This window comes from Azospirillum oryzae, assembly GCF_900177515.1.
Classification (GTDB): Bacteria; Pseudomonadota; Alphaproteobacteria; order Azospirillales; family Azospirillaceae; genus Azospirillum; species Azospirillum oryzae_A.
Map to the genome: position 1 here is coordinate 148,541 of NZ_FXAK01000010.1, position 24,079 is coordinate 172,619.

18 protein-coding genes are annotated in these 24,079 nt (G+C 69.1%); 4 read left to right on the plus strand and 14 right to left on the minus strand.

Annotated elements, in window-relative coordinates:
* Nucleotides 1-14: 14 nt before the first annotated feature.
* The 3 genes from B9N97_RS32510 to B9N97_RS32520 are packed head-to-tail and all read left to right on the plus strand — an operon-like array spanning nucleotide 15 to nucleotide 2,080.
* A complete protein-coding gene (locus B9N97_RS32510; RefSeq protein ID WP_085091971.1) occupies nucleotides 15-689 on the plus strand; it encodes an amino acid ABC transporter permease in 675 nt (224 codons plus the stop codon).
* Nucleotides 682-1,332, plus strand: a complete 651-nt coding sequence (locus tag B9N97_RS32515; protein ID WP_085091972.1) for an amino acid ABC transporter permease — start codon at nucleotides 682-684, stop codon at nucleotides 1,330-1,332. Before B9N97_RS32510 ends, B9N97_RS32515 begins: the two co-directional genes overlap by 8 nt.
* Entirely contained in the window at nucleotides 1,319-2,080 is a 762-nt protein-coding gene (locus B9N97_RS32520; protein WP_085091973.1) for an amino acid ABC transporter ATP-binding protein, read from the plus strand. Before B9N97_RS32515 ends, B9N97_RS32520 begins: the two co-directional genes overlap by 14 nt.
* Nucleotides 2,081-2,129: 49 nt before the next feature.
* Here B9N97_RS32520 and B9N97_RS32525 read toward each other — a convergent pair whose 3' ends face one another.
* Nucleotides 2,130-2,849, minus strand: a complete 720-nt coding sequence (locus B9N97_RS32525) for a nucleotidyltransferase family protein (protein WP_085091974.1) — start codon at nucleotides 2,847-2,849, stop codon at nucleotides 2,130-2,132.
* 618 nt (nucleotides 2,850-3,467) lie between these two features.
* Here B9N97_RS32525 and B9N97_RS32530 point away from each other — a divergent pair.
* Nucleotides 3,468-5,873 (plus strand): cellulase family glycosylhydrolase, encoded by a 2,406-nt coding sequence (locus B9N97_RS32530; protein ID WP_085091975.1) that lies wholly within the window; start codon nucleotides 3,468-3,470, stop codon nucleotides 5,871-5,873.
* A 68-nt stretch (nucleotides 5,874-5,941) separates the two neighbouring features.
* Here B9N97_RS32530 and B9N97_RS32535 read toward each other — a convergent pair whose 3' ends face one another.
* The 13 genes from B9N97_RS32535 to hmgA all read right to left on the minus strand — a co-directional run bounded on the left by B9N97_RS32535 (nucleotide 5,942) and on the right by hmgA (nucleotide 23,811).
* Entirely contained in the window at nucleotides 5,942-6,697 is a 756-nt protein-coding gene (locus B9N97_RS32535; RefSeq protein WP_085091976.1) for a polysaccharide deacetylase family protein, read from the minus strand.
* On the minus strand, nucleotides 6,694-7,839 hold the full coding sequence (locus B9N97_RS32540) for a glycosyltransferase family protein (RefSeq protein ID WP_085091977.1): 1,146 nt from the start codon (nucleotides 7,837-7,839) through the stop codon (nucleotides 6,694-6,696). Before B9N97_RS32540 ends, B9N97_RS32535 begins: the two co-directional genes overlap by 4 nt.
* Nucleotides 7,836-8,453 carry a histidine phosphatase family protein gene (locus B9N97_RS32545; RefSeq protein ID WP_085091978.1) on the minus strand — a complete coding sequence of 206 codons (618 nt, stop codon included), beginning with the start codon at nucleotides 8,451-8,453 and terminating at the stop codon, nucleotides 7,836-7,838. The genes B9N97_RS32540 and B9N97_RS32545 overlap by 4 nt, the downstream gene beginning before the upstream one ends.
* Nucleotides 8,450-9,559, minus strand: coding sequence for a glycosyltransferase family 4 protein (locus B9N97_RS32550; RefSeq protein WP_085091979.1), 1,110 nt, complete (start codon nucleotides 9,557-9,559; stop codon nucleotides 8,450-8,452). Before B9N97_RS32550 ends, B9N97_RS32545 begins: the two co-directional genes overlap by 4 nt.
* Nucleotides 9,556-10,839: a glycosyltransferase gene (locus B9N97_RS32555; protein WP_085092337.1), complete on the minus strand. Its 1,284-nt coding sequence runs from the start codon at nucleotides 10,837-10,839 to the stop codon at nucleotides 9,556-9,558. Before B9N97_RS32555 ends, B9N97_RS32550 begins: the two co-directional genes overlap by 4 nt.
* A 23-nt stretch (nucleotides 10,840-10,862) precedes the next feature.
* Nucleotides 10,863-12,176 carry a glycosyltransferase family protein gene (locus B9N97_RS32560; RefSeq protein WP_085091980.1) on the minus strand — a complete coding sequence of 438 codons (1,314 nt, stop codon included), beginning with the start codon at nucleotides 12,174-12,176 and terminating at the stop codon, nucleotides 10,863-10,865.
* Between the two features lie 268 nt (nucleotides 12,177-12,444).
* Nucleotides 12,445-13,617, minus strand: coding sequence for an ABC transporter permease (locus tag B9N97_RS32565; protein WP_085092338.1), 1,173 nt, complete (start codon nucleotides 13,615-13,617; stop codon nucleotides 12,445-12,447).
* 41 nt (nucleotides 13,618-13,658) lie between these two features.
* Nucleotides 13,659-14,690: an ABC transporter permease gene (locus B9N97_RS32570; protein ID WP_085091981.1), complete on the minus strand. Its 1,032-nt coding sequence runs from the start codon at nucleotides 14,688-14,690 to the stop codon at nucleotides 13,659-13,661.
* A gap of 5 nt (nucleotides 14,691-14,695) precedes the next feature.
* The gene (locus B9N97_RS32575) at nucleotides 14,696-16,708 is read right to left on the minus strand and encodes an ABC transporter substrate-binding protein (protein ID WP_244561052.1); all 2,013 of its coding nucleotides are present in this window, start codon (nucleotides 16,706-16,708) and stop codon (nucleotides 14,696-14,698) included.
* Nucleotides 16,709-16,821: 113 nt separating this feature from the next.
* Nucleotides 16,822-18,570 carry an ABC transporter ATP-binding protein gene (locus B9N97_RS32580; RefSeq protein ID WP_085091982.1) on the minus strand — a complete coding sequence of 583 codons (1,749 nt, stop codon included), beginning with the start codon at nucleotides 18,568-18,570 and terminating at the stop codon, nucleotides 16,822-16,824.
* Between the two features lie 33 nt (nucleotides 18,571-18,603).
* Complete coding sequence (locus B9N97_RS32585) at nucleotides 18,604-21,747, minus strand: ABC transporter transmembrane domain-containing protein (protein WP_085091983.1); 3,144 nt, start codon at nucleotides 21,745-21,747, stop codon at nucleotides 18,604-18,606.
* A gap of 109 nt (nucleotides 21,748-21,856) precedes the next feature.
* Nucleotides 21,857-22,378, minus strand: a complete 522-nt coding sequence (locus B9N97_RS32590) for a class I SAM-dependent methyltransferase (protein WP_085091984.1) — start codon at nucleotides 22,376-22,378, stop codon at nucleotides 21,857-21,859.
* Nucleotides 22,379-22,506: 128 nt separating this feature from the next.
* Nucleotides 22,507-23,811: a homogentisate 1,2-dioxygenase gene (gene hmgA / locus B9N97_RS32595; protein ID WP_085091985.1), complete on the minus strand. Its 1,305-nt coding sequence runs from the start codon at nucleotides 23,809-23,811 to the stop codon at nucleotides 22,507-22,509.
* Nucleotides 23,812-24,079: the final 268 nt, after the last annotated feature.

The following is a 24,079-nucleotide window of genomic DNA, read 5'->3' on the forward strand; positions in this document are numbered from 1 at the left end:
ACGGACCCCACACAATGGCCTACAGTTTCGATTTCTCGTCCCTGTTGGACTACACGCCCGTGCTGGTGGACGGGGTGGTGACGACCATCGGGCTGACGGCGGTCAGCACGGTGCTGGGGGTGGCGCTCGGCATCGGCGGGGCGGCGGCGCGGACCTCCACGGTCAAGCCGCTGGCGGTGGTGGTCGGCGCCTATGTCGAGCTGATCCGCAACACGCCCTTCCTGGTGCAGCTGTTCTTCATCTTCTTCGGACTGCCGTCGCTGGGCATCCGGCTGGCGGAATGGCAGGCGGCGGTGCTGGCGATGGTGGTCAATCTCGGCGCCTATTCGACCGAGATCATCCGCGCCGGCATCGACGCCACGCCGAAGGGCCAGATCGAGGCCGGGGCCAGCCTGGGCATGACCGGGCCGCAGATCTTCCGCTACGTCGTGCTGGGGCCGGCGATGGGGAAGATATGGCCGGCGCTGACCAGCCAGATCGTCATCGTCATGCTGGGGTCGTCGGTCTGCTCGCAGATCGCGGCGGAGGAGTTGAGCTTCGCCGCCAACTTCATCCAGTCCCGCAATTTCCGGCCCTTCGAAGTCTATTTCCTGGCGACGGCGCTGTATCTGGCGCTGGCGGTGGCCCTGCGCTGGGTCCTGAGCCTGATCGGCGGGCGGATGTTCGCCAAGGGGGTGTCGCGTGCTTGAGTTCACCCTGTGGGACATCCTGTCCAACCTGCTGCTGGCGGCGCGCTGGACGGTGCTGCTGTCGCTGATCGCCTTCGTCTCCGGCGGGGTGGCGGGGCTGCTGCTGCTGCTGGCGCGGGTGTCGCCGCTGCCGCCGCTGCGCGTCGCGGCGAAGCTGTTCATCGAGGTGTTCCAGGGCACGCCGCTGCTGATGCAGCTGTTCATCGTCTTCTTCGCCCTGCCGCTGATCGGCATCGAGACCTCCGCCTGGACCGCCGCCGCCGTCGGGCTGACGCTGTTCACCGCCGCCTATCTCGCCGAGATCTGGCGCGGCTGCGTCGAGGCGGTGCCGAAGGGGCAATGGGAGGCGTCCGCCAGCCTGGCGATGACTTTTGCTGAGCAGATGCGCCACGTCATCCTGCCGCAGGCGCTGCGCATCGCGGTGCCGCCGACCGTCGGATTCTCGGTGCAGGTGGTGAAGGGCACGGCGGTGACCTCCATCATCGGCTTCGTCGAGGTGACGAAGGCCGGCACCATGATCACCAACGCCACCTTCCAGCCCTTCCTGGTCTATGGGCTGGTCGGGCTGATCTATTTCGCCCTGTGCTACCCGCTGTCGCTGTCGGCCAAGGCGCTGGAAAGGAAGCTGAATGTCGCCCGTTAAGAACGCCACCGGCAGGCCCCTGGTGAAGCTGTCCGGCATCCGCAAATCCTTCGGCCCGGTGGAGGTGCTGAAGGGCGTCGACATGGCGGTGGAGGAGGGTCAGGTCGTCGCCATGATCGGCCGCAGCGGATCGGGCAAGAGCACGCTGCTGCGCAGCATCAACGGGCTGGAGCGCATCGACGGCGGCGTCATCGAGGTGGACGGCGAATGCGTCGATCCCGGCCAGATCGACCTGCGGGCGCTGCGCCAGAAGGTCGGCATGGTGTTCCAGCAGTTCAACCTGTTCCCCCACCTGACCGCCGGCGAGAATGTCATGCTGGCGCTGAAGGTGGTGAAGAAGCAGGACAAGGCCGCCACCCGTGCCGCGGCGGAAGCGGCGCTGGCCAAGGTCGGGCTGGGCCAGAAGTTCGACGCCTACCCGTCGCAGCTGTCGGGCGGCCAGCAGCAGCGCGTCGCCATCGCGCGGTCGCTGGCGATGGCGCCCAAGGTTCTGCTGTGCGACGAGATCACCTCGGCGCTTGATCCTGAGCTGGTCGCCGAGGTGCTGGGGGTGGTGCGCAAGCTGGCGGAAGAGGGGATGACGCTGATCCTGGTGACGCACGAGATGCGATTCGCCCGCGAGGTCTGCGACCGGCTGGTCTTCATGCATGGCGGCCGGATCATCGAACAGGGACCGCCGGCCGAACTGTTCGACCGGCCGGCTACGCCCGAACTGGCGCAGTTCATCGGCATGGTGGAAGCACGCTGAACGGAGCGCCCTGCCCTTCCGCCGTCTCCCCCCCTGCCCTGCCCCGGTCTCAGTGCTTGCGCACGCCGAGGTCCATCAGCGCCTTGCGCAGGCCGGACGCGGCGGCGGGGCTGGGGACGGTCTGGCGGAAGAAGGCGTAATAGCTCCTGCTGAGGGCGGCGGCGGACTGGCCGCGGCTGGAGGCGGGGGCGACGCGGTAGATCTCGTACAGGGCGTGGCCCAGCCCGCCGTCCAGCTGATACTTCATCTTGATGTTCATGAAGCGCACCGGCCCCAGGATGCGGCGGACGCTCTCCTCCGACTGCTTGGCGTAGATGATCTCCGGCACGTTGATCTGGATTTCCGCCGGCCGGCCGTTCGAGGTGCGGACGAAGACGGTGGTCGAGGAATAGCCGCAGGGATCGGCGTCGGCCCCCACCTCCTTCACCTGGATCAGGCCGCGCCCCTGCGAGGCGGTGAAGGCGCGCTTCAGATCGACCAGCACCGAACGGCAATCGGCCAGGGTCGGCACGATGATGGTCATGCGCGCCAGATCCTTGATGGAATGCCAGTCACCGTCATAGTCCATGCCGACCTTCTGGGACGCGCGCTCCTCGCTCTTGATCGGGGCGGCGGAGATGACGCCGCGGTATTTGGCGGCGATGGACTGGCCGACCTGCTCGATCTCCGCCTTCGACGCCGCGGCATCGGCGAAGACGCCCGTCTTGATGCGCGACTGCGCCGCATCCCTGATGCTGTTCAGAAAGGCGGCGTGCGTGCCGGTGGCCATGGGTCCGTTCCTTCGCAGGCGATCGATTTATCCCATCATACTGCGTCGCGGGCGGAGGAAAAGTGACGGCCGTCACTCGAACGATTTGGGTATGAAAGGAATATAATCAGTCAATTTATCTCTTAACGAGTCCGGTGGACGGCGTTATGCGCTCACGGATGTTAACTTTTTTGCGGACGCAAAGGGTGGTTTACGAATTTAGCTTACTCCGATGGCTGTAACTCAGCGCGACAGCTGTCTATCAATCCAGTGTCCGAATGGGTAAATATAATCGGCAAACATATGGCACCAAGCGGCGGTATTTTTGAAAGAATGATGCGCAGTAGCGCATATTTGCGCGGATTGTCTGGTCTATGTCTTTTGAGATCATCTTGGGAAAGTCAGTGAAAGCAAAGCGGATACTGATGTGATGAAAAGAAGACTGTGTCACCGACCGCAAAACCTGTGACCAAGATGGGATATAGTTTGCTGATCTGACTCCACCCTCTTGAACGACCCTGTGATCGGCTGGGCCAAATTTGCCACAAGCTTCGAGAAAAGTTAAACGGACTTGGAAAGGTTTCGTTAACCATTGAAGCCCCAGCATGGCTTCAACACAACGGACATAGGATTGAAGTCATGAGCACGACCACCGCGCCGAGCAAGATCGTCGTCAACGCCTACGGCCAGTCCCAGGATGGCGTCGCGCCGCATTTCAAGCTTCTGGTGGATGGTCACGAGGTCGGTTCGGCCAATGCGACGGCCGCCTCGTCGAAGGCATACAGCTTCACCGCCGACCTTGCGGCGAACACCGCGCACACCGTCCAGGTCGTCTACGACAACGACACCGTGAACGCCGCCAATCGTGATCTCTATGTTCAGTCGATCGAGGTGAACGGCCACACGCTGAAGCCGACCGACGCCGTCTATGAGCGCCATGACGATGCCGCCCCGGCGCCGACCCAGGCCGGCCAGGAAGCCATGTGGTGGGACGGCGCGCTGACCTTCAAGACCCCCGCCAGCCATTACGCCGCCCCGGTGGCCGCCGCTCCGGCCGCCCCCAGCGTCCCGGCCGCTCCCACCGCGGGAGCCGCGCAGAACGTCATCACCGTGAACGCCGCCGGCGACGCGGCGGGCGGCGAAGGCGCGCACTTCACCGTGCTGGTCGACGGCAAGCAGATCGGCGAGGGCACGGCTACCAGCCCGGACGCCAAGGACTTCAAATTCACCGCCGATCTGACGCAGGGCACCGCCCATGCGGTCGAGGTGAAGTACGACAACGACGCCGTCATCGGCGGCAGCGACCGCAACCTGTATGTCCACAGCGTCGGCGTCGACGGCAAGACCGTGGCGGCCACCGATGCCGCCATGTCGGTCCACCGCACGGCGGACGGCGCCGACCTGGGGGCCACCAGCGACCTCTATTGGGATGCCACGCTGACCGCCAAGCTGGACGCCAGCCATTTCGCGGCCACCGGCAGCAGCACGGGCGGCTCCACGGGCGGCTCGACCGGCGGCTCCACCGATGCCGGCAAGGGCGGCAGCGGCACGGGTGGGTCCACCGGGGGTTCGACGGGCGGCTCCACCGGCGGTTCGACGGGCGACGCCTCGCTGTCGCTGAAGGTCGGCAACGTCACCGTGTCGGATCCGGGCATGGTGCAGAGCAGCGGCTCGATCAACGGCTTCCTGCACACCAACGGCAACCAGATCGTCGATGAAAGCGGCAACAACGTCCGCCTGACCGGCGTCAACTGGTTCGGCGGCGAGGGCTACAACTATGTGCCCGCCGGCCTGTGGGCCGACAGCTACCAGGGCCACATCGACAGCATGAAGGGCCTGGGCTTCAACGTCATCCGCCTGACCTGGGCCGACGACATGTTCGACAGCGAGGCCGTCACCAACGGCATCGACTATTCGAAGAACCCGGACCTGAAGGGCCTGACCCGCCTGCAGGTCTATGACAAGGTCATCGATTACGCCGGCAAGGTCGGGATGAAGGTGATCCTGGACCACCACCGCAACGACGGCGGCGCCGGCACCAACGAGCACGGGCTGTGGTACACCGCCAACAACCCGGAATCGAAGGTGATCGAGAACTGGAAGATGCTGGCCCAGCACTATGCCGGCAACGAGGCGGTGATCGGCGCCGACCTGCACAACGAGCCGAGCGTGACCGCCACCTGGGGCGACGGCAACCAGGCCACCGACTGGGCCGCGGCGGCCGAGCGCATCGGCAACTCGATCCAGACCGTCAACAAGGACTGGCTGCTGCTGGTCGAGGGCACGGAGTGGAGCAGCACGCTGGCCGGCGTGAAGAACCATCCCATCGAGTTCGACGTGCCGAACAAGCTGGTCTATTCGCCGCACGCCTATGGCCAGAGCGTCGGCAACTTCAGCTGGCTGACCGACAGCAACTTCCCCAACAACCTGCCGGCCCAGTATGACGGCATGTGGGGCTTCATCTATAAGAACAACATCGCCCCGGTCCTGATCGGCGAGTTCGGCGGCCAGATGAACAGCGCGGCCGAGCAGACCTGGGCCAACGCCTTCGTCAAGTACATGAACGGCGACTGGAACCTGGACGGCAAGAGCGACCTGCCGGCCGGCCAGCAGGGCATGAACTGGACCTATTGGGCCTGGACCCCGGAATCGGGCGACGTCGGCGGCCTGCTGGAGAAGGACTACAAGACCATCGATCCGACCAAGATGAACATCATCAAGGCGGGTCTGGCGTCCAGCTCCGGCCAATCCGGTTCGGTGCCCGGCAGCGACGAGGCGGTCTTCACCGTGCAGCTGGCCAAGGCGGTCACCACCGCCACCACCATCGACTACGCGACCGAGGACGGCACCGCCAAGGCCGGCAGCGACTACACCGCCGCCCACGGCAGCCTGACCTTCCAGCCGGGCGAGACGAGCAAGACGGTCACCGTCCACGTCAACGGCGACAACGCCGGCGAGGGCACGGAGAACTTCCTGCTGCACCTGACCCACGGTACCGCCAACCTCGGCACCGCCACGGGCTACATCACCGACCACGCGGCGTAACGCCGGGCGGTTGACTCTGAAAAAAGGGCCGGTTCGCGTCGAAAGGCGCGGGCCGGCTTTTTTCGTGTTCAGGACCGAGACAGGCGTCCAACCGCCGGCCAGTCCACCGCCGGATGCCCTGCCAGACGGTCGAGCAGGCGGTCCAGCAGGTCCCAGATCGCGGCGTCGTGGACGAGGTGGTGGGTCAGCAGGCCGATGGGTTCCCCGGCGTCGCGTCGGCCCTCGCGTCGGTCGCGGAGTTCGCGGCAGAGGAGGTCCAGCAACGCATCCGGCGCGACGGCGGAGCGGATGCCGTGCCAATCGATCAGGTCGAGGTGGGTGTTGACCCAGCTTATGCCGTCGCGGCTTGCGGGGGACGGGCCGAAGGCGGAGACGGCGCGGTAGCCGGCGGCGGACAGGCGGGACGGCATGTCGGCGGCCATGCGGTTCCAGGGCGGGACGAACAGCGGGAGAAGGCGCTCGCCGAACAGGGTGTGCAGGACCGACAGGCCGCGTTCGGCCTCGGCCTGGCGGATTTCGGCGGGGCGTTCGGGGCCGAACTCGCACTTCTTCTTGCCGGGGGCGGCGTGGTCGGCGTGGGACCAGCCATGGACCAGCGGGGTGACGGTCGGGTGGCCGGCGAGCGCTTGCGCCAGCGAGGGCTTGGCGTCGGCGGGGATGACGGCGAGGCCGAGCGGGATGTTGGCCTCGGCGCAGCGCTGCAGAAGGCGGTCGAGCTGCGGGCTGGCGGCGACCGCGTCATCGTCGCGCAGCCAGAAGGCGCAGCGGCGGCCGAGATCGGTCCAGCGCGCCAGTTCGTGATCCACCGCGGTCCAATTGGTCATGGCGTCTTCTCCGCCAGCATGGTTTCGACGATCTCCACGCTGCGCGCCGCACCGGCCAGCGAAGCGGGGCTGAGCGGCGGGATGCGGGCGCCCAGCACGGACTGTAACGCCTGGGCGAGGCTGTCGGGCGTGAGGTCGGCCTCGCGCAGGGTGGCGATGCCGGGCTGGCGGGCCAGGATGGCGGCGCGGATGGTCTGCTCGACCTCCCTGCCGTCCTCGAAGGGGCAGAAGACGCTGGGGACGCCGGCCGTCAGGCAATCCAGCGCCGTGTTGTAGCCGCAACGGCCGACCGCGGCGGATGCCCGGCCCAGCAGGGCGCGGAAGTCGGGGCGCACCGGCTCCACCAGCAGGCGGTCGGCCGGGGCCATGGCGCGCAGCCGGTCGGCCAGCGCCGCGTCGCCCTTCGCCACCAGCAGGCGCCAGCGATTGGGCAGGGTGCCGGAGGCGGCGCAAAGCGCTGCGGCTTCGAAGACCGGGCGGCCGACCGGGCCGCCGCCGGCGGTGACCAGGATCTCAGCATTGCCGTCGTCGCCGTCGTCGGGGACGGGCGGCGGGGGAACGACGAAGCCGGTGTAGCGCAGCAGCGGGCGCATCGCCGGGGTCAGCGGCCAGCTGTCCTCCAGCGGGATCAGGGCGGGGTCGGAATGGACCAGCACGCCGTCGTAGAAGCGCAGAAGGCGGCTTTCGGTTTCGGCGACCCGCTTCGGCTTGGAGGGCGGGGCCAGGATGTCGCGGACGGAGGCGAGCGTCAGTGGCGGGCGCGGCAGGGCGCGGGCGCGCTCCAGCAGGGCGTCGAACTCGGCGGCGAGCGCGCGGCGGCCGAAGGGGAAGAGTTCGGTGATCAGCACGTCGGGGCGGAGGCTGTCGAGCAGGCCGGTCAGCATCGCCTGCCGCGCGGCGAAGAGCGCGGCGTCGGCGGGGCGGCCGTCGGCGGCCAGCAGGGTGGCGAAGTCGGCGCCGTCGCTCGCCAGCGGCGGCAGCTGGTGCAGGGTGGCGCCATCACCCGTGAGATGAGGGGCGGGACGGCCGCCGCTGACCACATCGACGCTCCAGCCGCGGGCGGCGAAGGCCTCGGCCAGGGCGAGGGCGCGGCTGAGATGGCCGGTGCCGAGCAGATGGGTGACGGCGATCAGGAGCTTCATGACAGGCGTTGCCCCTCCCGTGGGCCGGCGGGGTGGAGCGTGCCGTCGGCGGCGAGCGTCATGGCATAGAGGCGGTCGCGCTTGACCGGGACCGGCGGCGGGCCGCGGAAGTCCCAGCCCCAGGCGAGCGCCAGGGCGACGCGGATGACGCCGATGTGGGTGACGATGAGGTGGGGGGTGGGGATCTCCCTCTCCCCGGGGGGGAGAGGGGATTGGTGGTCCTTCAGCCACCCCCTCAACCGGTCCCGCACGTCCGCGGGGCTTTCGCCGCCCGGGGGGCGGAAGTCCCAGCCCCAATGGTCGAGGTCGCGGTAACCGCTGGCGGGGTCGGCGCGGAGGTCGTGGCCGCGTTGGCCCTCCCAGGCGCCCCAGTCCATCTCGATCAGGCGGGGGTCGGTATGGACGGGGCGGTCGTTGCCTAGGATGCGGGCGGTCTCGATGGCGCGCGAGAGGGGGCTGGCGTGGAGGGTGGCGTCGCGCCACTCCGCAGGCAGGGTCAGGCGGGCGAGGCGGTCGCGGCCCTCCGGGTCGAGGGGGATGTCGGTGCGGCCCTGGATGCGGCCCTCGCGGTTCCAGGCGGTGATGCCGTGGCGCAGGAAAGCGAGGCGGATCATGACAGCAGTCCGGCCAGCAGGCCGCGCAGACGCTCCGCCGCCGCAGACAGGGCGTGGTTGGCTTCGACATGGGCGCGGGCACGCCGGCCGAGACCGCGCAGGGCCGGCGGGTCGGACAGCAGGGCGGACAGGGCGGCGGCGTAGTCCGGTGCGGTCGGGCCGGTCAGCCGGCCGCCGACGCCGTCGCGGATGACGGTTCCGGTGCCGGCATTGTCGACGGCGAGCACGGGGACGCCGTGGGCCTGGGCCTCCAGGTAGACCATGCCGAAGGCCTCGTTCAGGCCGGGCCAGACCAGCAGGTCGGCGGCGCGGTAGTGGGCGGCGAGATCGCTGGGGGCGCTGGCGCCGTGGAGCGTCACGCGTGGGGCGAAGGGGGTGAAGAGCGCCGAGACATCCGCCGCGGCGGGGCCGTCGCCGACGATGTCGAGGGTCCAGGGCTGGGCGGGCAGGAGGTGGAGGGAGTCGGCGAGCAGGCGGTAGGAGGCCAGCTTGTCGCCCGGCCGCATCATGGCGACGGTCAGCAGGCGGGGCGGAGAGACCGGCTCAGTGCGGGCGACGGCTTCGGCTTCGGGGGCAGGCGGCAGGTCGAGGAAGGGGGGCAGCATCGCCACCTGCTGGCCGGGCGGGCCATAGGCCTCCACTGCCTGACGGTCGCGGGCGCTGACGCAAAGGACGAGGTCGGCCTGTTCGATGGCGGACTCGGCGGCGGCGGCGAAGGCGGACCAGGGGCCGGTCAGGCGCTTGCGGGCGCGGGTCGCCTCGACAACGACATAGGGGATGCCGAGGGCGCGGGTGACGGCCGGGCCGATCAGGTCGGGCGCCTTGTAATAGACATGGTAGCTGAGCCACAGCGCCGGGCGCCGCGCCGGTTCGGCGGCGTAGAGGGTCAGCAGCCGGTCGCATTCGGCGGCGGCGGCGGCGGACAGGCGGGCCTGCGCGGCGGGGTCGCCGGCGCCGTCATAGATGCGCAGGCCGCTCGCCACCTCAACCGGGCCGGACGCCTCCAGGGCGCGCAGGATCAGCCGCGCCATCTGGCGGTCGCCCGAGGGGATCGGGTGGTCGACCGGTTTCAGGGGAGCGTAGAAGGCAATCCGGGGGGCGGTCACGCCGCGGCCTCCTCCAGCCGGCGGACGAGCCGGTCGATGCCGGCGGTCATGCCGAACTCGGCGCGCAGGCGGTCATGGGCGGCCTCGCCCAGCCGCAGGCGGAGCGCCGGGTCGCCGGCGAGCCGTTCGAGCGCGGCGGCGATGGCGGGCGGCGTGCCGTCGGTCAGCAGGCCGTGGGTGCCGTCGGCGATGAATTCCGGGATGGCGGAGACGGCGGTGGAGAGGATGGCGAGGCGCTGGCTCGCCGCCTCCATCAGCACGTTGGGCAGGCCGTCGCGGTCGCCGTCCTCGGCCACGACGCTGGTCAGCACGAACAGGTCGGCATGGCGCAGCGCCTCGATCACCGTCGCCTGATCCTGGGCGCCGCGCCAGTCGATGCGGTCGGACAGGCCGAGCCGCTCCGCCTGGGCGCGCAAGGACTGCTTCAGGTCGCCGGAGCCGATATGGACCAGCCGCCAATGCAGGCCGGCGGGCAGCAGGGCCAGCGCGTCGAGCAGCCGGTCATAGCCCTTCTTCTCCACCAGCCGGCCGACCGACAGGATTTCCACTGCAAGGGTAGAGGTGGAGCCGTCGCGGGCCGGGGCGTCCTTGCGGTCCGGCGGGTCGGGGAAGCGGGAGAGGTCGAGGCCGTGATAGACGAGGTCGATGCGGTTGGGGTCGGCGGCAAGGCCGCGCAGGTGGGCGGCGCCGACAGCGGTGCAGGTGGCGCCGAAGCGGGCGTCGGCCAGCTTCTCGCGCTTCTCCCACTCCGGTGTGGTCCAGATGTCCTTGGCATGGGCGGAAAAGCCCCAGCCGATGCCGCGGATCGATGCGGCATAGCGCCCGACCGAAGCGGGCGTGTGCAGGAAATGGGCGTAGAGGAAGGGCACGTCGGCCGGCAACTCCGCCGCGAGGACGAGGGCCTGTCCGAAGCGGCGGCCCCGGTTGGCGGTGCGGTCGCGGTTGAGGTCGCGCAGCCAGCCCAGCGCCGTGCGGAGCAGGCCGGCCGGGTGGCGGAGGATCAGGCGGCCGAGAGCGCACAGGACGCGGCCCGGCTCGTCGCGCAGGTACTCGGGCAGGTAATGGACGGGCGCGGTGATGCGGTCGTGCAGGGCGTGGCGGCGGCTGTCGGTGGGGCGGCGCAGCGACCAGATCGCCAGTTCGATGCCGCGCTGCTGCAGGGCCAGAAGTTCCTGCGCGATGAAGGTCTCCGACAGGCGGGGATAGCCCTTGACCACCACGGCGATTTTGAATGGCGCGGCGATCTTCAACGGCGTACGGGTCGGCACGCTGGACGGCATGGTGCCGTCCGTTCCCTTGTCGGTCATGCGCGCTTGCCCGCCATCGCGCGGGACATCCGTTCCGCCGCCCGGCGGATCGGGGTGACGGGGGTGGCGCGGGCGACGCCTGAGTCCGCCTCCAGCACCTCGCGAGTCAGCCCGACGATGCGGTCCAGACCGCCGAGCAGGCCGGGCAGCGGGCTGGCCGAGGGCGGCGGCTGGCTCGACAGGGCGCGGATGGCGGCGGCCATCGCCAGCGGGTCGGCGCCGTCGCGGTCGCTGTCCAGCGTGCGCAGCAGGCCGAGGGCCTCGGCCGCTTCGGCACGGATGCGCTGTTCCAGCCGCGGGCGGGTGCGCGGGGCCAGGACCGACGGCTTGTCGAAGGACAGGATCTCGCAGAAGGTGTTGTAGCCGCCCATCGCCACCACGCCGATGGCGCCGGCATAGAGATCCTCCATGCGGGAATGGAAGTTGATGGTCTCCACCCTGCCCTTCAGCCGGCGGATGCGGGCGGCGAACTCCTGGCGGCGGGCATCCTCCAGGAAGGGGCCGTAGACGATCAGGGCGCGGGGGGTGAGGTCCGGATCGGCCTCATAGGCGGCGATGGTCCAGTCGACCAGGGCCGCGCCGTCGCCGCCGCCGCCGGGCGTCACCAGCACATAAGGCGCCGCCATGGGCAAGTCCGCGGCCTGGACGGCACCGCCGCCCTCCGTCGGCTCGCGCTTCAGATAGCCGGTGTAGCGCACCCGCGCCGCGATCTCCGCCGGCAGGTCGAGGCCGTCCAGCGGGCGGTAGACCTCCGGCAGGCCGTAGATCCAGAGCTGGTCGTAATAGCGCTCGATGGCGGCGGCCGCCTCCTTGCGCTCCCATTCCGGCTGCAGGGCTTCGGGCGCGTCCAGCACGTCGCGCAGGCCCAGCACCACGCGGGTGTTGCCGGTCGCCCGCATCTCCTCCAGGGCCGGCAGGAATTCGCCGTGCAGGCCGGTCGGCTCCTTGTCGACGATGGCCAGCGTCGGGCGGAAGGCGCGGGCGGTGGCGCGGATGATCTCCGCCCGGATGGCGGCGGTCTCCTCGATCGGCAGGCCGAGGTTGCGGGCGGTATAGCCGCCGTCCGGCAGCTTCACCACGCCGGGCAGGCGCACATGGTCGACCCGCTCCGGAAAATCGAAGCGGCCGGCGACCGGCGAGCCGGTGAGGATCAGCGCCGAGGCGTCGGGAAAGGCCGACACCAGCGCTTGGGCAATCGTCCGCGACCGCCGCAGATGACCCAGCCCGAAGGTGTCGTGGCTGTAGAGCAGGATGCGCGGCGGGGTGCGGTCGGGATGGATGGAGCGAAGGGGGGCCAGGGGCTGGTGCATGCTCGGACACTCCGCTTCAGCACTGCGTCGGAACCGAAAAGCCGTTGCAGAACAATTTACTGTGCTCGTCTGAGGACCGGCTCGGTCCCGGTGGTTGCGCGTCTGGTCCAGATGCCGGCAGCAGCGCTCCAGCCTGGATAGAACCCCTCACATGGATTGCGCCGCGCATCAACCTGCCTTCCGGCCAAAGGGCGGCAACCCAGCTATGCGCTGTGGTATATGAGTTACGGCCAAGCTCACGCTTCGGAGAGTCCGCCGCTTTGGGGAGTCAGTCGCCATGATAGGGATCCAGGGCGTCGCGCAGGCCGTCGCCGAAGAAGTTGAAGGACAAGACTACCAGGATCACCGGCAGCATCGGCAATGACACCCAAGGATAGGTTTCCACGGCCATAAGGTTCTGGGCGTCGTTCAGCATCACCCCCCAACTGGTCGCCGGCGGGCGCAGGCCCAGCCCCAGGAAGGACAGTGCCGTCTCGCCCAGGATCATCGCCGGGATCGACAGGGTGGCGCTGGCCAGCAGGTGGCTGGCGAAGTTGGGCAGCAGATGGCGGCGGATGATGCGGGCCGGGCTGGCGCCCATCAGCTCCGCCGCCATGACGAAATCCTCCTCGCGCAGCGCCAGGAAGCGCGAGCGCACGGCGCGGGCCAGCGACGGCCAGTCGAGCAGGCCGAGGATGACGGAGATGCAGAGGAACACCGTCACCGGGCTCCATTGCGCCGGCACCGCGGCGGAGAGCGCCAGCCACAGCGGCAGCTCCGGCAGGGATTTGAGGATCTCCGACAGGCGCTGCACCCCGGCGTCGATCCAGCCGCCGAAATAGCCCGCCATGCCGCCCAGCGTGATGCCGATGGCGAAGGACACGGCGATGCCCAGCAGCCCGACGGTCAGCGACAGCTGCGCCCCGATGGCGAGGCGGGAGAGCATGTCGCGGCCCAGCCGGTCGGTGCCGAGCAGATGCAGCGAGGCGTCCGGCGGCGGGCAGACCAGCCGCATCCGCAACTCCACCAGGCCCAGGAAGCGGTAGGGCGTGCCGGGGCAGAAGAACTCCAGCGGCATCGGCCGGCTGGTGTCGGTCTCGTAGCGCCAGCGATAGTCCTTCAGGTCGGGATGGCCGACGGTCGGGTAGACGAAGGGGCCGATGAAGGCGCCCTCGTGGAACAGGTGGATGCCCTGCGGCGGGGCATAGAGATGCTCCACGTCGCGGTCGTTGGCGCCGTAGGGGACGAGGAAATCGACGAAGGGCAGGCTGAGATAGGACAGGCCCAGGAACAGCGCCCCCAGCACCGCCAGCCGGTGGCGCAGGAAACGGCGCAGCATCAGCCGCCCGGCGGAGGCGTTGGCGTCGAAACGGGTCGCGGGGGCGTCCGCCGCCTCCGGATCGGGATAGGGCCGACTGTCGACGTAATGCGTCCAACTGCCTTTCACGACCGGGTCTTTCATGCCCGGGTTTTCCGCGCCCGGACCCTTCATGGCCTCGTCTTTCACGATTGGGCCTTCCTCGCCTTGCCCAGGCGGATGCGGGGGTCGAGCAGGGCGAGCGCGATGTCGGAGACCAGCATGCCGACCAGCACCAGCAGCGAGATGAACATCAGGATGAAGCCGGACAGGAAGATGTCCTGCGCCCGCAACGCCTCCAGCAGGGCCGGGCCGATGGTGGGCAGGCTGAGCACCACCGAGATCAGCACCGATCCCGACACCAGCGACGGCAGCAGCGAGCCGATGTCGGAGACGAAGGGGTTCAGCGCCATGCGCAAGGGATAGCGGGTCAGCCGGCGCAGCGGCGGCACGCCCTTGGCCTTGGCGGTGACGACATAGGGCTTGCCCAGCTCGTCCAGCAAATTGGCGCGCAGGCGGCGCACCATGGCGGCGGTGCCGGACAGGCCGATGACGATGGTCGGCACGATCAGGTGTTCCAGCACCGAGCCGATCTTGGCCCAACTGAGCGCCTGGTTCTCATAGCGGGCGTCGACCAGTCCGCCGATGGGAAGGCCCAGCCATTTCTGGCCGTAATAGAGCAGGATCAGCGCCAGCAGGAAATTCGGCGTCGCCAGACCGATGTAGCCGACGGCGGCGGCGAGGTAATCGACCCAGCTGTTGGCGCGGATCGCCGCCAGCGCCCCCAGCGGGAAGGAGACCAGATAGACGAACAGCACGGCGGCGAGGTTGAGGATGACGGTGAACCACAGCGTCTCCCCCACCACCTCCGCCACCGGCTTGTTGAACTCGAAGGACCAGCCGAGATCGCCCTGCAGCAGCCCGTGGAAGCCGTTCGGCCCCGGCCAGACGCCGATCCAGACCAGATACTGCTCAGGCAAAGGGCGGTCGAGCGCATATTCGTGGCGCAGGAACTCCGCCTTGGCCAGACCGGCCTCCTGGCCGGTGGCGCGCAGCTCGGCGATCTGGTTGGACAGATAGTCGCCGGGGGGGAGATTGATGACGATGAAGATCAGCATCGACACCACGAGCAGCGTCGGCACCATCACCAGCAGCCGGTGCAGGATGAAGCGCAGCATGGCGTTCAGTTCCCCCCGCGGTGGCTGCCGGCCGGCTCCGGATCGGCCGGGCGGGCATCGGCGAAATAGAACTCGTCGGGGCGGTAGACGCCGAGATAGGCGCCGGGATCCCACAGCCACAGCCCCTTGTCCGGGACGTTGCGCAGGCGGTTGGAGACGGCGATGGGCTGCGGCGTCTTCGACACCACGCCGATGGCGTAGAGCTGGTCGGCATGGATGTCGAGCAGCGCCGACCACAGGGCGCGGCGTTCCGTCTCGTCGGTGGTGCGGCGCCAGCGGTGGGCGAGGTCCATCAGCTCCTGCGGGATCGGCATGTCGATGGGTTCGCCGGCGCTGCCGGAGGTCTGGTAATACTGCCCCCATTTCGGCCAGCTGAAATTCTCCTGGGTCATCGGCGCCAGCTCCTCCGGGCTGCTGTCGGGGTCGGGGATGCCGTTGTCCCAGCCGCCCCACACCGCCATCATCGTCTGGCCGGCATAGACCCGGTTGCGCAGCACGTCGCGGTCCACCGTGCGCACCAGCAGCCGGACGCCGATGTCGCGCCAGGTCTCGGCGATGATCTGCAGCGCGTCGGAAATCTCCGGCTTCTCGCCGGCGGTCTCGACGATCACCTCCAGCGGCCGGCCGTCGGGAAGCCGGCGGTAGGCGGCGCCGCGCGGGCGCTTCAGCCCCATCTGGTCCAGCAGGGCCGCCGCCTGTTTGGGGTCGTAGCCGGTCCACACCCCGGTGCGCTCCGGCTTGTAGAGCGGGCTGCGCGGCAGCACGTCGACGCCGCTTTCCTGCGCCAGCCCGAAGAAGAGCGAGCGGTTGATGATGCGGCGGTCGATGCCCATCGACAGGGCGCGGCGGAAGCGGACGTCGCGCAGCACGGCGCGCCAGACCGGATCGTTGTAGTTCAGGTTGGGATAGAGCGCGATCTCCGCCGCCTTGCCCTCCGGCCACAGCAGGGTGCGGTAGTCGCCCTGCCGCTCCCCCGACACCAGGACCGGGACCTGGGAGAAGGTCAGCCCTTCGGCCTGGAGGTCGGCTTTGCCGGTGGCGACCTGGGCCGGGATCAGCCCGCCGGCCATCACCGTCACGTCCAGCCCGTCGGTGTAGGGCAACTGCATGCCGCGCGCGTCGAAGCGGTGGTAATAGGGATTGCGCTGGAACAGCAGATGGGTGCCGGTGCCCTTGGAGATCGCCATCCAGGGCTGCAGCGTCGGCTCGTCCGGGTTCTCCATCCGGAACATGTCGTCGCGGGCGTTGTGCAGGGCCGCCCAGTTGCGGACCTTGTATTTGGCGATCAGCGGGGCGAGGTCGGCCTCGCTGGTGTAGCGGGCGTGGAAACGCTTCAGGTAATGGGCCGGGCGGTAGATGAAGGGCGGCCGGGCGGCGGCCAGCGCCGGCAGGAAATAGGGGTTCGGCTCGTCCCAGCGGAAGCGGGCGGTGACCGCGTCGGGGAAACTGACCTCCGGCGGCTTGCCGTCCACCAGCATGAAGCGCGGCGGGCCGGACGGCGACAGCATCGGGTTGTTGGCGATGTCCTCCCACCAGTAGCGGATGTCGTCGCTGGTGAAGGGGGCGCCGTCGGACCAGCGGTGGCCGGCCCGCAGGGTCAGGGTGAAGTCGCGGCCGTCATGGACGGTCACGGCCTTCAGGATGTCGGGGACGATCTCCCGCTTGGCGGTGTAGCCGACCAGCCGGGCATAGCCGTAGAGCACGGCGATGCGGCTGTTGCGCCGCTGGGTGATGAAGGTGCGGATCCAGCCGCCGGAGCGGCCGAGGTCGCGGCCCTTGGCCTCCAGGTCGACGATCAGCGGCTCGTCCGGCATGCGCTGGCGCACCGGCGGGATCAGGCCGTAGACGACCTCGTCGCGCAGCAGGGCCGGCTCCTGCGGGGTGAAGGCGGCGGCGGGGGTGGCGATGGTGAGGAGGAGGAGAAGGAGTGCGATCCCACGGACTCCCTCTCCCGCCCCGGGAGAGGGAAGGGGCCCATGCGAAGCATGGGAAGGGTGAGGGGTGATCCAAGGAACCATGCGGTTCAGGATTCTTGAAATACCCCTCACCCACCCCGCCGCAAAGCGGCGGGGCCCCCCCCTCTCCCGGGGCGGGAGAGGGCGATTTCTCCCAGCGGGGCGAAAGAGCGTCCTCATGCCGCCCGCCTCACGAAATGACCGGGCGCGGCTTCCACCAATGGAGGGGGGGCGCCGTCGGGGGTGGGGCGGAAGGGTTCGGGCCAGAGGTCGGGGCGGCCGGCGCCCAAGGCCACGGTGGCGATGTCGATCGGGCGGTCGACGTCCGGTTCCGGCGAGGCGGCGATCAGCGCGCGGGTGTAGGGATGCAGCGGGGCGGAGAACAGCAGGGCTGGCGGCGCCTCCTCCATCACCCGGCCGGCGCGCATCACCGCGACGCGGTCGGCCAGCCGCGCCACCACAGCCAGATCGTGCGAGATGAACATCAGGCTGAGGCCGAGCCGCTGCTTGATCGATTCCAGCAGGTCGAGCACCTGTGCCTGCACCGACACGTCGAGCGCCGAGGTCGGCTCGTCGCAGATCAGCAGCTGCGGGTCGAGGGCGAGCGCGCGGGCGATGCCGATGCGCTGGCGCTGGCCGCCGGAGAAGGCGTGGGGATAGCGGTTGGCCCAGGCGGGATCGAGGCCGACCTGCGCCATCAGCGCCCGCACCCGCTCGCGCCCCTCGCCGCGGCCGCAGACGCCGTGGATCGCCAGCGGCTCCGCGATGATCTCGCCGACGCTCATGCGGGGACTGAGGGAGGCATAGGGATCCTGGAACACCATCTGGGCACGGCGGCGGTAGGCGGTCAGCTCCGGCCCGGCGGCGGAAAGGAGGTCGAGCGGCGGCTGCCCGGCGGCCGGCCGGAACAGCAGGCGGCCACCGGGATCCGGCCGCTCCGCCAGCATGGCCAGCCGCGCCAGCGTCGTCTTGCCTGATCCTGACTCGCCGACGATGGCCAGCGTCTCGCCGCGGCCGACCGACAGGTCGACGCCGTCCAGCGCGCGGATGCGCAGGTTGCCGCGCTCGTAGGTCTTGGCGACGCCGTGGAATTCCAGGATGGCGTCGCGCACGTCCTCGCCCGGCGGCACGCAGACCATCGCGGGGATTGAGGGGGCGGCGGCCATCAGCTTGCGGGTGTAGCCGTGCAGCGGCCGGCCGAGTACGTCGGCGCAACAGCCCGATTCCATCACCCGGCCGGCGCGCATCACCACCACGGCGTCGGCCATGTTGGCGACCACCCCCAGATCGTGGGTGACCAGCAGAACCGCCATGCCGGTCTCGGCCTGCAGCTCCTTGATGAGGGCCAGAACCTGGGCCTGCAGGGTGACGTCGAGGGCGGTCGTCGGCTCGTCGGCGATCAGCAGCTGCGGGCGGGCGACCATCGCCATGGCGATCATCGCGCGCTGGCGCAGGCCGCCCGACAGCTGGAACGGATAGGAGCGGAAGGCGCGCACCGGATCGGGGAAGCCGACGCGGTCGAACATGGCGAGGCAGCGTTCGCGCGCGCTCGTGCGGTTGCAGTTGCCGTGCAGCCGCAGCACCTCGATCGTCTGGTCGCCGATGGTGTGGAGCGGCGACAGCGCGCTCATCGGTTCCTGGAAGATCATCGAGATGCGGCTGCCGCGGATGTCGCGCAGGCCCGCCTTGGACAGGCGCAGCAGGTCGACCGCCTCGTTCCCGCGGCCGAACAGGATGGAGCCGCCCGCCACCTCCGCCCCGCGCGGCAGGATGCCGAGGATGCTGCGGCAGGTCAGCGTCTTGCCCGAGCCGGATTCGCCGACCAGTGCGACGCTCTGCCCGGCGCCGATGGAGAAGCCGACGCCGTCGACCACCGGGCGGGGGGCGTTGCGGAAGCGGATCGTCAGGCCCTCGACAGTCAGCATCTTTGGGTCTCCAGGCTCATCGCATCCCTTGCCTCACCCCTCACCCTTCCCAGGCTCCGCCTGGGCCCCTTCCCTCTCCCGGGGCGGGAGAGGGATTTGGGTCGCAGGAGGAGGGACGGCCGGCGCTTCGCTGGTCAGGCGCTTGCCGACCTGCTGGATCACCCGCAGCGGCAAATCCGGCACCGTCGACAGCAGCCGCAGCATGTTCGCCCCGTCCAGCCGCAGCAGGCGCAGGTCGGTGCGGGCGCGGATGGTGGAGAAGCGGCGGACGCCGGCCAGAAGCTCCAGATCGCCGATCACCTCGGGCGGCTTGATGTAGGCGATGTGCAGCGGCGGCTGGTTGTCGGGCATCAGCCGCACCAGCTCCGCCTCCCCTTCCGCCAGGACGAAGGTGAATTCCGACGGTTCGCCGCTGCGGTAGATGAAATCGCCGGCCGCCACGCTGCGCCATTCCGACGCCGTCAGCAGGCGGCGCAGCACCGTTTCCGGCAGGTCGGAGAAGACGGGCGAGCGCGACAGCAGGCGCAGGGCCGGCTCGTCGGTCTCCTCAGCCTCGCCCGGCATGGTGTCCTCGTCATGGTCGGCGCCATGCTGGCCGCGCCGGACCAGCCGGCCGTCCTCCAGGTCGTAGAGCGCGTCGAAGGCCGGGTTGTCGGAAATCCGCTCCTCCAGCACGATCAGCGTCATGGTCGGCAGCAGCTCCTTCATGCGCAGGAAGATGCGCAGCCGCTCCTCCGGATCGTAGCTGTTGAGCGCCTGATAGATGACGAAGATGTCCGGCTTCTTCATCAGGCCGCGGATCAGCTGCACCCGCTGGCGCACGCTGATCGGCAGCAGCGAGCCGCCGATGCCGACCTCGCCCAGCGCCACCAGGATTAGCACGAAGGCGCGCGCGTCGGTCCGTTCCAGCGCCTCGTCCACCAGGGCGCGCAGCTGGGTGATGGCGCGCGGATCCTCGGTGGTGATGCGGCCGAACAGAAGGTTGTCCATCACGTTCAGGCGCGGGTGGTAAAGGTCCGGATCGAAGACGGCGACCTTGTCGCGCAGCTCGTACGGCATCTCCTTCAGCAGGCTGTGGCGGATCGCCATGATCGCCTCGCGCTCCGCCGGGGGCACGAAGTCCATGCCGTCGCGCTTGGGCACGATCATCAGGAACATGGTGGCGAACAGCAGGGTGTCCGCCTCCTGGTGGCGGCGCTGCGGCCGTTCGGAGCGGCGCTTCAGCCGGGTGACCGCCTCCACCAGCTCCTCGAACAGGGCGTCGTCGATGTGCGGGTAGCGCATGATCATGACGTCGCCGTCGGCGCTGTCGCGATAGACCCCGACCACCCGCATGGCGAAGCGGCGGCCGATGCGGACGGCGGACTCCCACAGCCCGTAGGTCTCCATCAGCTCGCGGACGGTCGGGTTGCAGACCATGCGGGCGACCGTCAGCCGCTTGCCGTCCGGCAGGCCGAACAGCATGTTCTCGGCGAGGCTGGCGTAGGGGTTGAAGCGGTTGCGGTCGAAGCGGGCCAGCAGCTTGTCCATCCCGCGTTCGGCGATGGCGTCGCGCAGCCAGTGGCGGGCGCGCAGCAGCGGCTGGGCGACGAAGGGGTAGTCGTCGGGATCGAACACCTCGCGCAGGCCGCGCTGGTAGACGGCGGTCTCGCCGCCGGTCGCCGCCAGGCACTGCATGAACCAGGGACGCAGGCTGGTCCAGTCGGTGGCGCCGATCATGGCGAAGTCGGTCCAGATCCCCTCCATGCTGTCGGTGGAGTTGCCCGACGCCTCGGCCTCCGCGATCTCGCGCCGGCGGGCGGGCGACATGGAGTCCGGATCGTCGGCCGGCGGGCGGTGGCGCAGCCCGTAGGTGATGTTCTGCATCATGCTGCCGGTGAACATGCGCGGTTCGGGGCTGGCATAGGCCATGCGGCGGCCCAGCAGTTCCAGCGGCAGCTCGTCCAGCGTCCGGTCGCCGATGGTGATCCGGCCGGAGGTCGGCGGCGACAGCCGCACCAGCACCTCCGCCAGACGGCGCAGGGCCAGCGCGTTGGTGCCGGCGATGCCGACCATCGCGCCCGGCGGCACCTCCAGCGACAGGCGCTGCAGCATGCGGTCGCCGTACTCGTTGGCCCAGGTCACCGCATCCAGCCGCAGGGGGGCCTTGAGGTCGGTGGGGGTGGCGGGCGTCGGCGGCGTCCACTCGAACAGGAAGGGGGGCGAGAACTGGTCGGCGATCTGCTCGTACTTGATCTGGGCGTCGATCATGTTCTGGTAATAGTCGAGCAGCTCCTTCCAGGGGGCTGTCAGGTCCTTGAAGGCGGAGAGCGCGGCCACCAGCGCGCCGATGGTCATGTTCCCATGCAGGACCAGATAGCCGCCGATGGAAAATAGGAAGAAGGGTGTGATCTGGTTGATGAAGTTGTTCAGGAACTTGACGAAATACTTGCGCTTGTAGATCTCAAGCCTGATCCAGTAGATGCTTCCGAGATATTGAGAGAACTCGGCCAGTACGTAGCGGACGGTGCCGTTGACGCGGACCTCGCGGACGTTCTCCACGCTTTCGCCGATGCGTTCGGACAGCTGCCGGACCTTGCGCACCCGCTCCTTGCCCAGCAGCTTCACCTTCATCTGAAGCTTGGGGATGATGTAGGCCTGCACCGGGATCAGCGCGACCGAGACCAGACCGATGGTCGGCTGCTGGATGAACAGGAACAGCAGGATGGTGAGCATCGTGCCGCCCTGGTAGAGCGGCTGGGCGAAGGAATCGCCGATGAAGCCGGCCAGCGGTTCGGTTTCCGCCGAGATGGTGGAGATCAGCTCTCCCTGGCTGACCTTGGAGAAATGCGGCAGCGGGAAGCGCAGCATGCGGTCCAGCAGCATGAAGCGCAGGCGCCGCACCTGTCGTTCGCCGACCACGCCCTTGAAGGTGTTGATCCGCATCTTGAAGGCGCCGTTGGCCAGCACCAGCGCCAGGAAGGTGAAGCACAGCACCAGCAGGTAGGTCACCGGCCCCATGGCGACGCCGAGGATCTCGCGCACCGGCTGGGGATCGGACAAGGCCCGGTTGATGATGATCTTCGGCAGTTCAAGCGAGGCGTAGAGCACCGGGAACGACGCGACCGTCAACAGGGCGAGCAGGATCTGCTGGCGTCCGCTGTGCTTCCAAATGAACTGAAATATGTTGCGGTCCATCAAAGGCCTTCAGCGTCACGGCCGGTCGGGGCCGCTGGGATCACGCGCGGGGGAATGAAGGACGGAAGATTGGCTTCGGCCGGGCCATTTTCCACTGATGCCGCTCCGCTCAGCCTTCGACCTTCCAGGCGTGATAGGTCCAGCGTTCGTCCTGCGGCAGGGGAAGCGGGGTCCAGTTGGGACGCTGCAGCGGCCGGTCGGACAGCACGACGCCGCCGGGCAGCATCAGCGCGTCAATCAGCGGCGCCAGCCACGCCGCCTGTTTGGCGTCGTGATTGCGGTCGGTGCTGCCGAAATCGGCATGGGCCAGCCGAGCGCAGCGGCCGAACCGTTCGGCGGCGGCCGGCATGGTTTCCTGGAAATCGCCGACGAACAGGCGGTCCTCGTCCGGCGTCAGTTCCGGCGGCACGCGCACCCACATGTCGAAGACCAGGATGTCGCGCGGCGGGAACAGGTGGCGCAGATGGTCGAAGGTGCGGCCCTTGCCCAGCCCCACCTCCAGCACCATGCCGTCGCGCCCGGCGACCGCGCGCTGCGCCCAGGCCAGCGCGTTGCGCTGCACCGTCATCCGGTCGATCATGCGGTCGAGCAGCGACCGGCTTTCCGCAGCAGTACCAATCTCGGCCGCCATCGGCCCCCTCCCCTTGCCAAGCGCACGAACGGCACGGCAGCAGTGTGAAAGGCTGCGCGCGCGCCGTCGAGACAAAATGTCGCATGGTCGGGGGCCGGTGGGTGCGCCTTGCCGGGTTTCCGGTTGGCCTATGGCCGTTTTGGGTCGAAGCGCTTCGCCAGCCCCTGCCAGCAGCGGTAATAATCGTGCTGAAGCTCGGCAGTTTCCAGTGCGTGCCGTGTCGGACGGATGACGGCGCGGGTTTCGAACATGAAGGCCATGGTGTCGCCGACCCGCTGCGGCCGGCTGGTGTCGGCGGCGGTGGCCTTGGCGAAGGTCTCCGCATCGGGGCCGTGGCCGCTCATGCAGTTGTGCAAGCTGGCGCCGCCGGGCAGGAAGCCCTCCTCCTTCGCGTCGTAGACGCCATGGATCAGGCCCATGAACTCGCTGGCGATGTTGCGGTGGAACCAGGGCGGACGGAAGGTGTCCTCCTGCACCAGCCAGCGCGGCGGGAAGATGACGAAATCGATGCTGTCGACGCCGGGGGTGTCGCTGGGCGATTGCAGAACCAGGAAGATCGACGGGTCGGGATGGTCGAAGCTGATCGAGCCGATGGTGTTGAAGCGGCGCAGGTCGTATTTGCAGGGCGCGTGGTTGCCGTGCCATGCCACCACGTCCAGCGGCGAATGGCCGATGCGGGCGGTCCACAGGGCGCCGTCGAACTTCGCCACCAGTTCGAAGGCGCCGTCGACATCCTCGTACCAGGCGTCGGGCGTCAGGAAGTCACGCGGGTTGGCCAGCCCGTTGGAGCCGATGGGGCCGAGGTCCGGCAGGCGGAAGGGTGCGCCGAAATTCTCGCAGACATAGCCGCGGGCGGTGCCGTCGAGCAGTTCCACCCGGAAGCGGATGCCGCGGGGGATCAGGGCGATCTCCTGCGGTTCGACCTCCAGCACGCCAAGCTCGGTGTAGAGGCGCAGGCGGCCCTGCTGCGGCACGATCAGCAGCTCGCCGTCGGCATCGTAGAAGAAGCGGCCCTGCATCGACCGGTTGGCGGCGTAGAGATGGATGCCGCAGCCGGTCTGCGCCTGCGGCCCGCCATTGCCGCCCATGGTGGTGAGGCCGGCGACGAAGTCGGTGGGGGCATCCGGCATCGGCGGCGGGTTCCAGCGCAGCTGGGTCGGCGGGGCCGGCACCTCGTCGAAGCGGCTGGTCAGGCGGCCGGACTCCAGCGGGCGGAAGGGTTCGTGCACCACCGCCGGGCGGATGCGGTAGAGCCAGGAGCGGCGGTTGTGGGCGCGGGGCGCGGTGAAGGCGGTGCCGCTGATCTGTTCGGCGTAGAGGCCGTAGGGTGGACGCTGCGGCGAGTTGCGGCCGACGGGCAAGGCGCCGGGCAGCGCCTCCGTCGCGAACTCGTTGCCGAAGCCGGACTGGTAGGTGAAGGCGGAGGACGTCATGCGGGCAGCTCCCTGATCCGGGGGATGCGGCCGGCGTGGGCGCCGGGCGCGACCATTTGTCGCTCATATAGTTTCTTTTGAAACTATGCGCCAGGGGAAAATGAATAGCTCCCTCTCCCGCCCCGGGAGAGGGAAGGGGCCCATGGCGTAAGCCATGGGAAGGGTGAGGGGTAGTGCAAGGAACCTTGCGCTTCTGGTTCCTTGGATTCCCCCTCACCCTCCCCGCCTTCGGCGGGTCCCCTCCCTCTCCCGGGACGGGAGAGGGCGT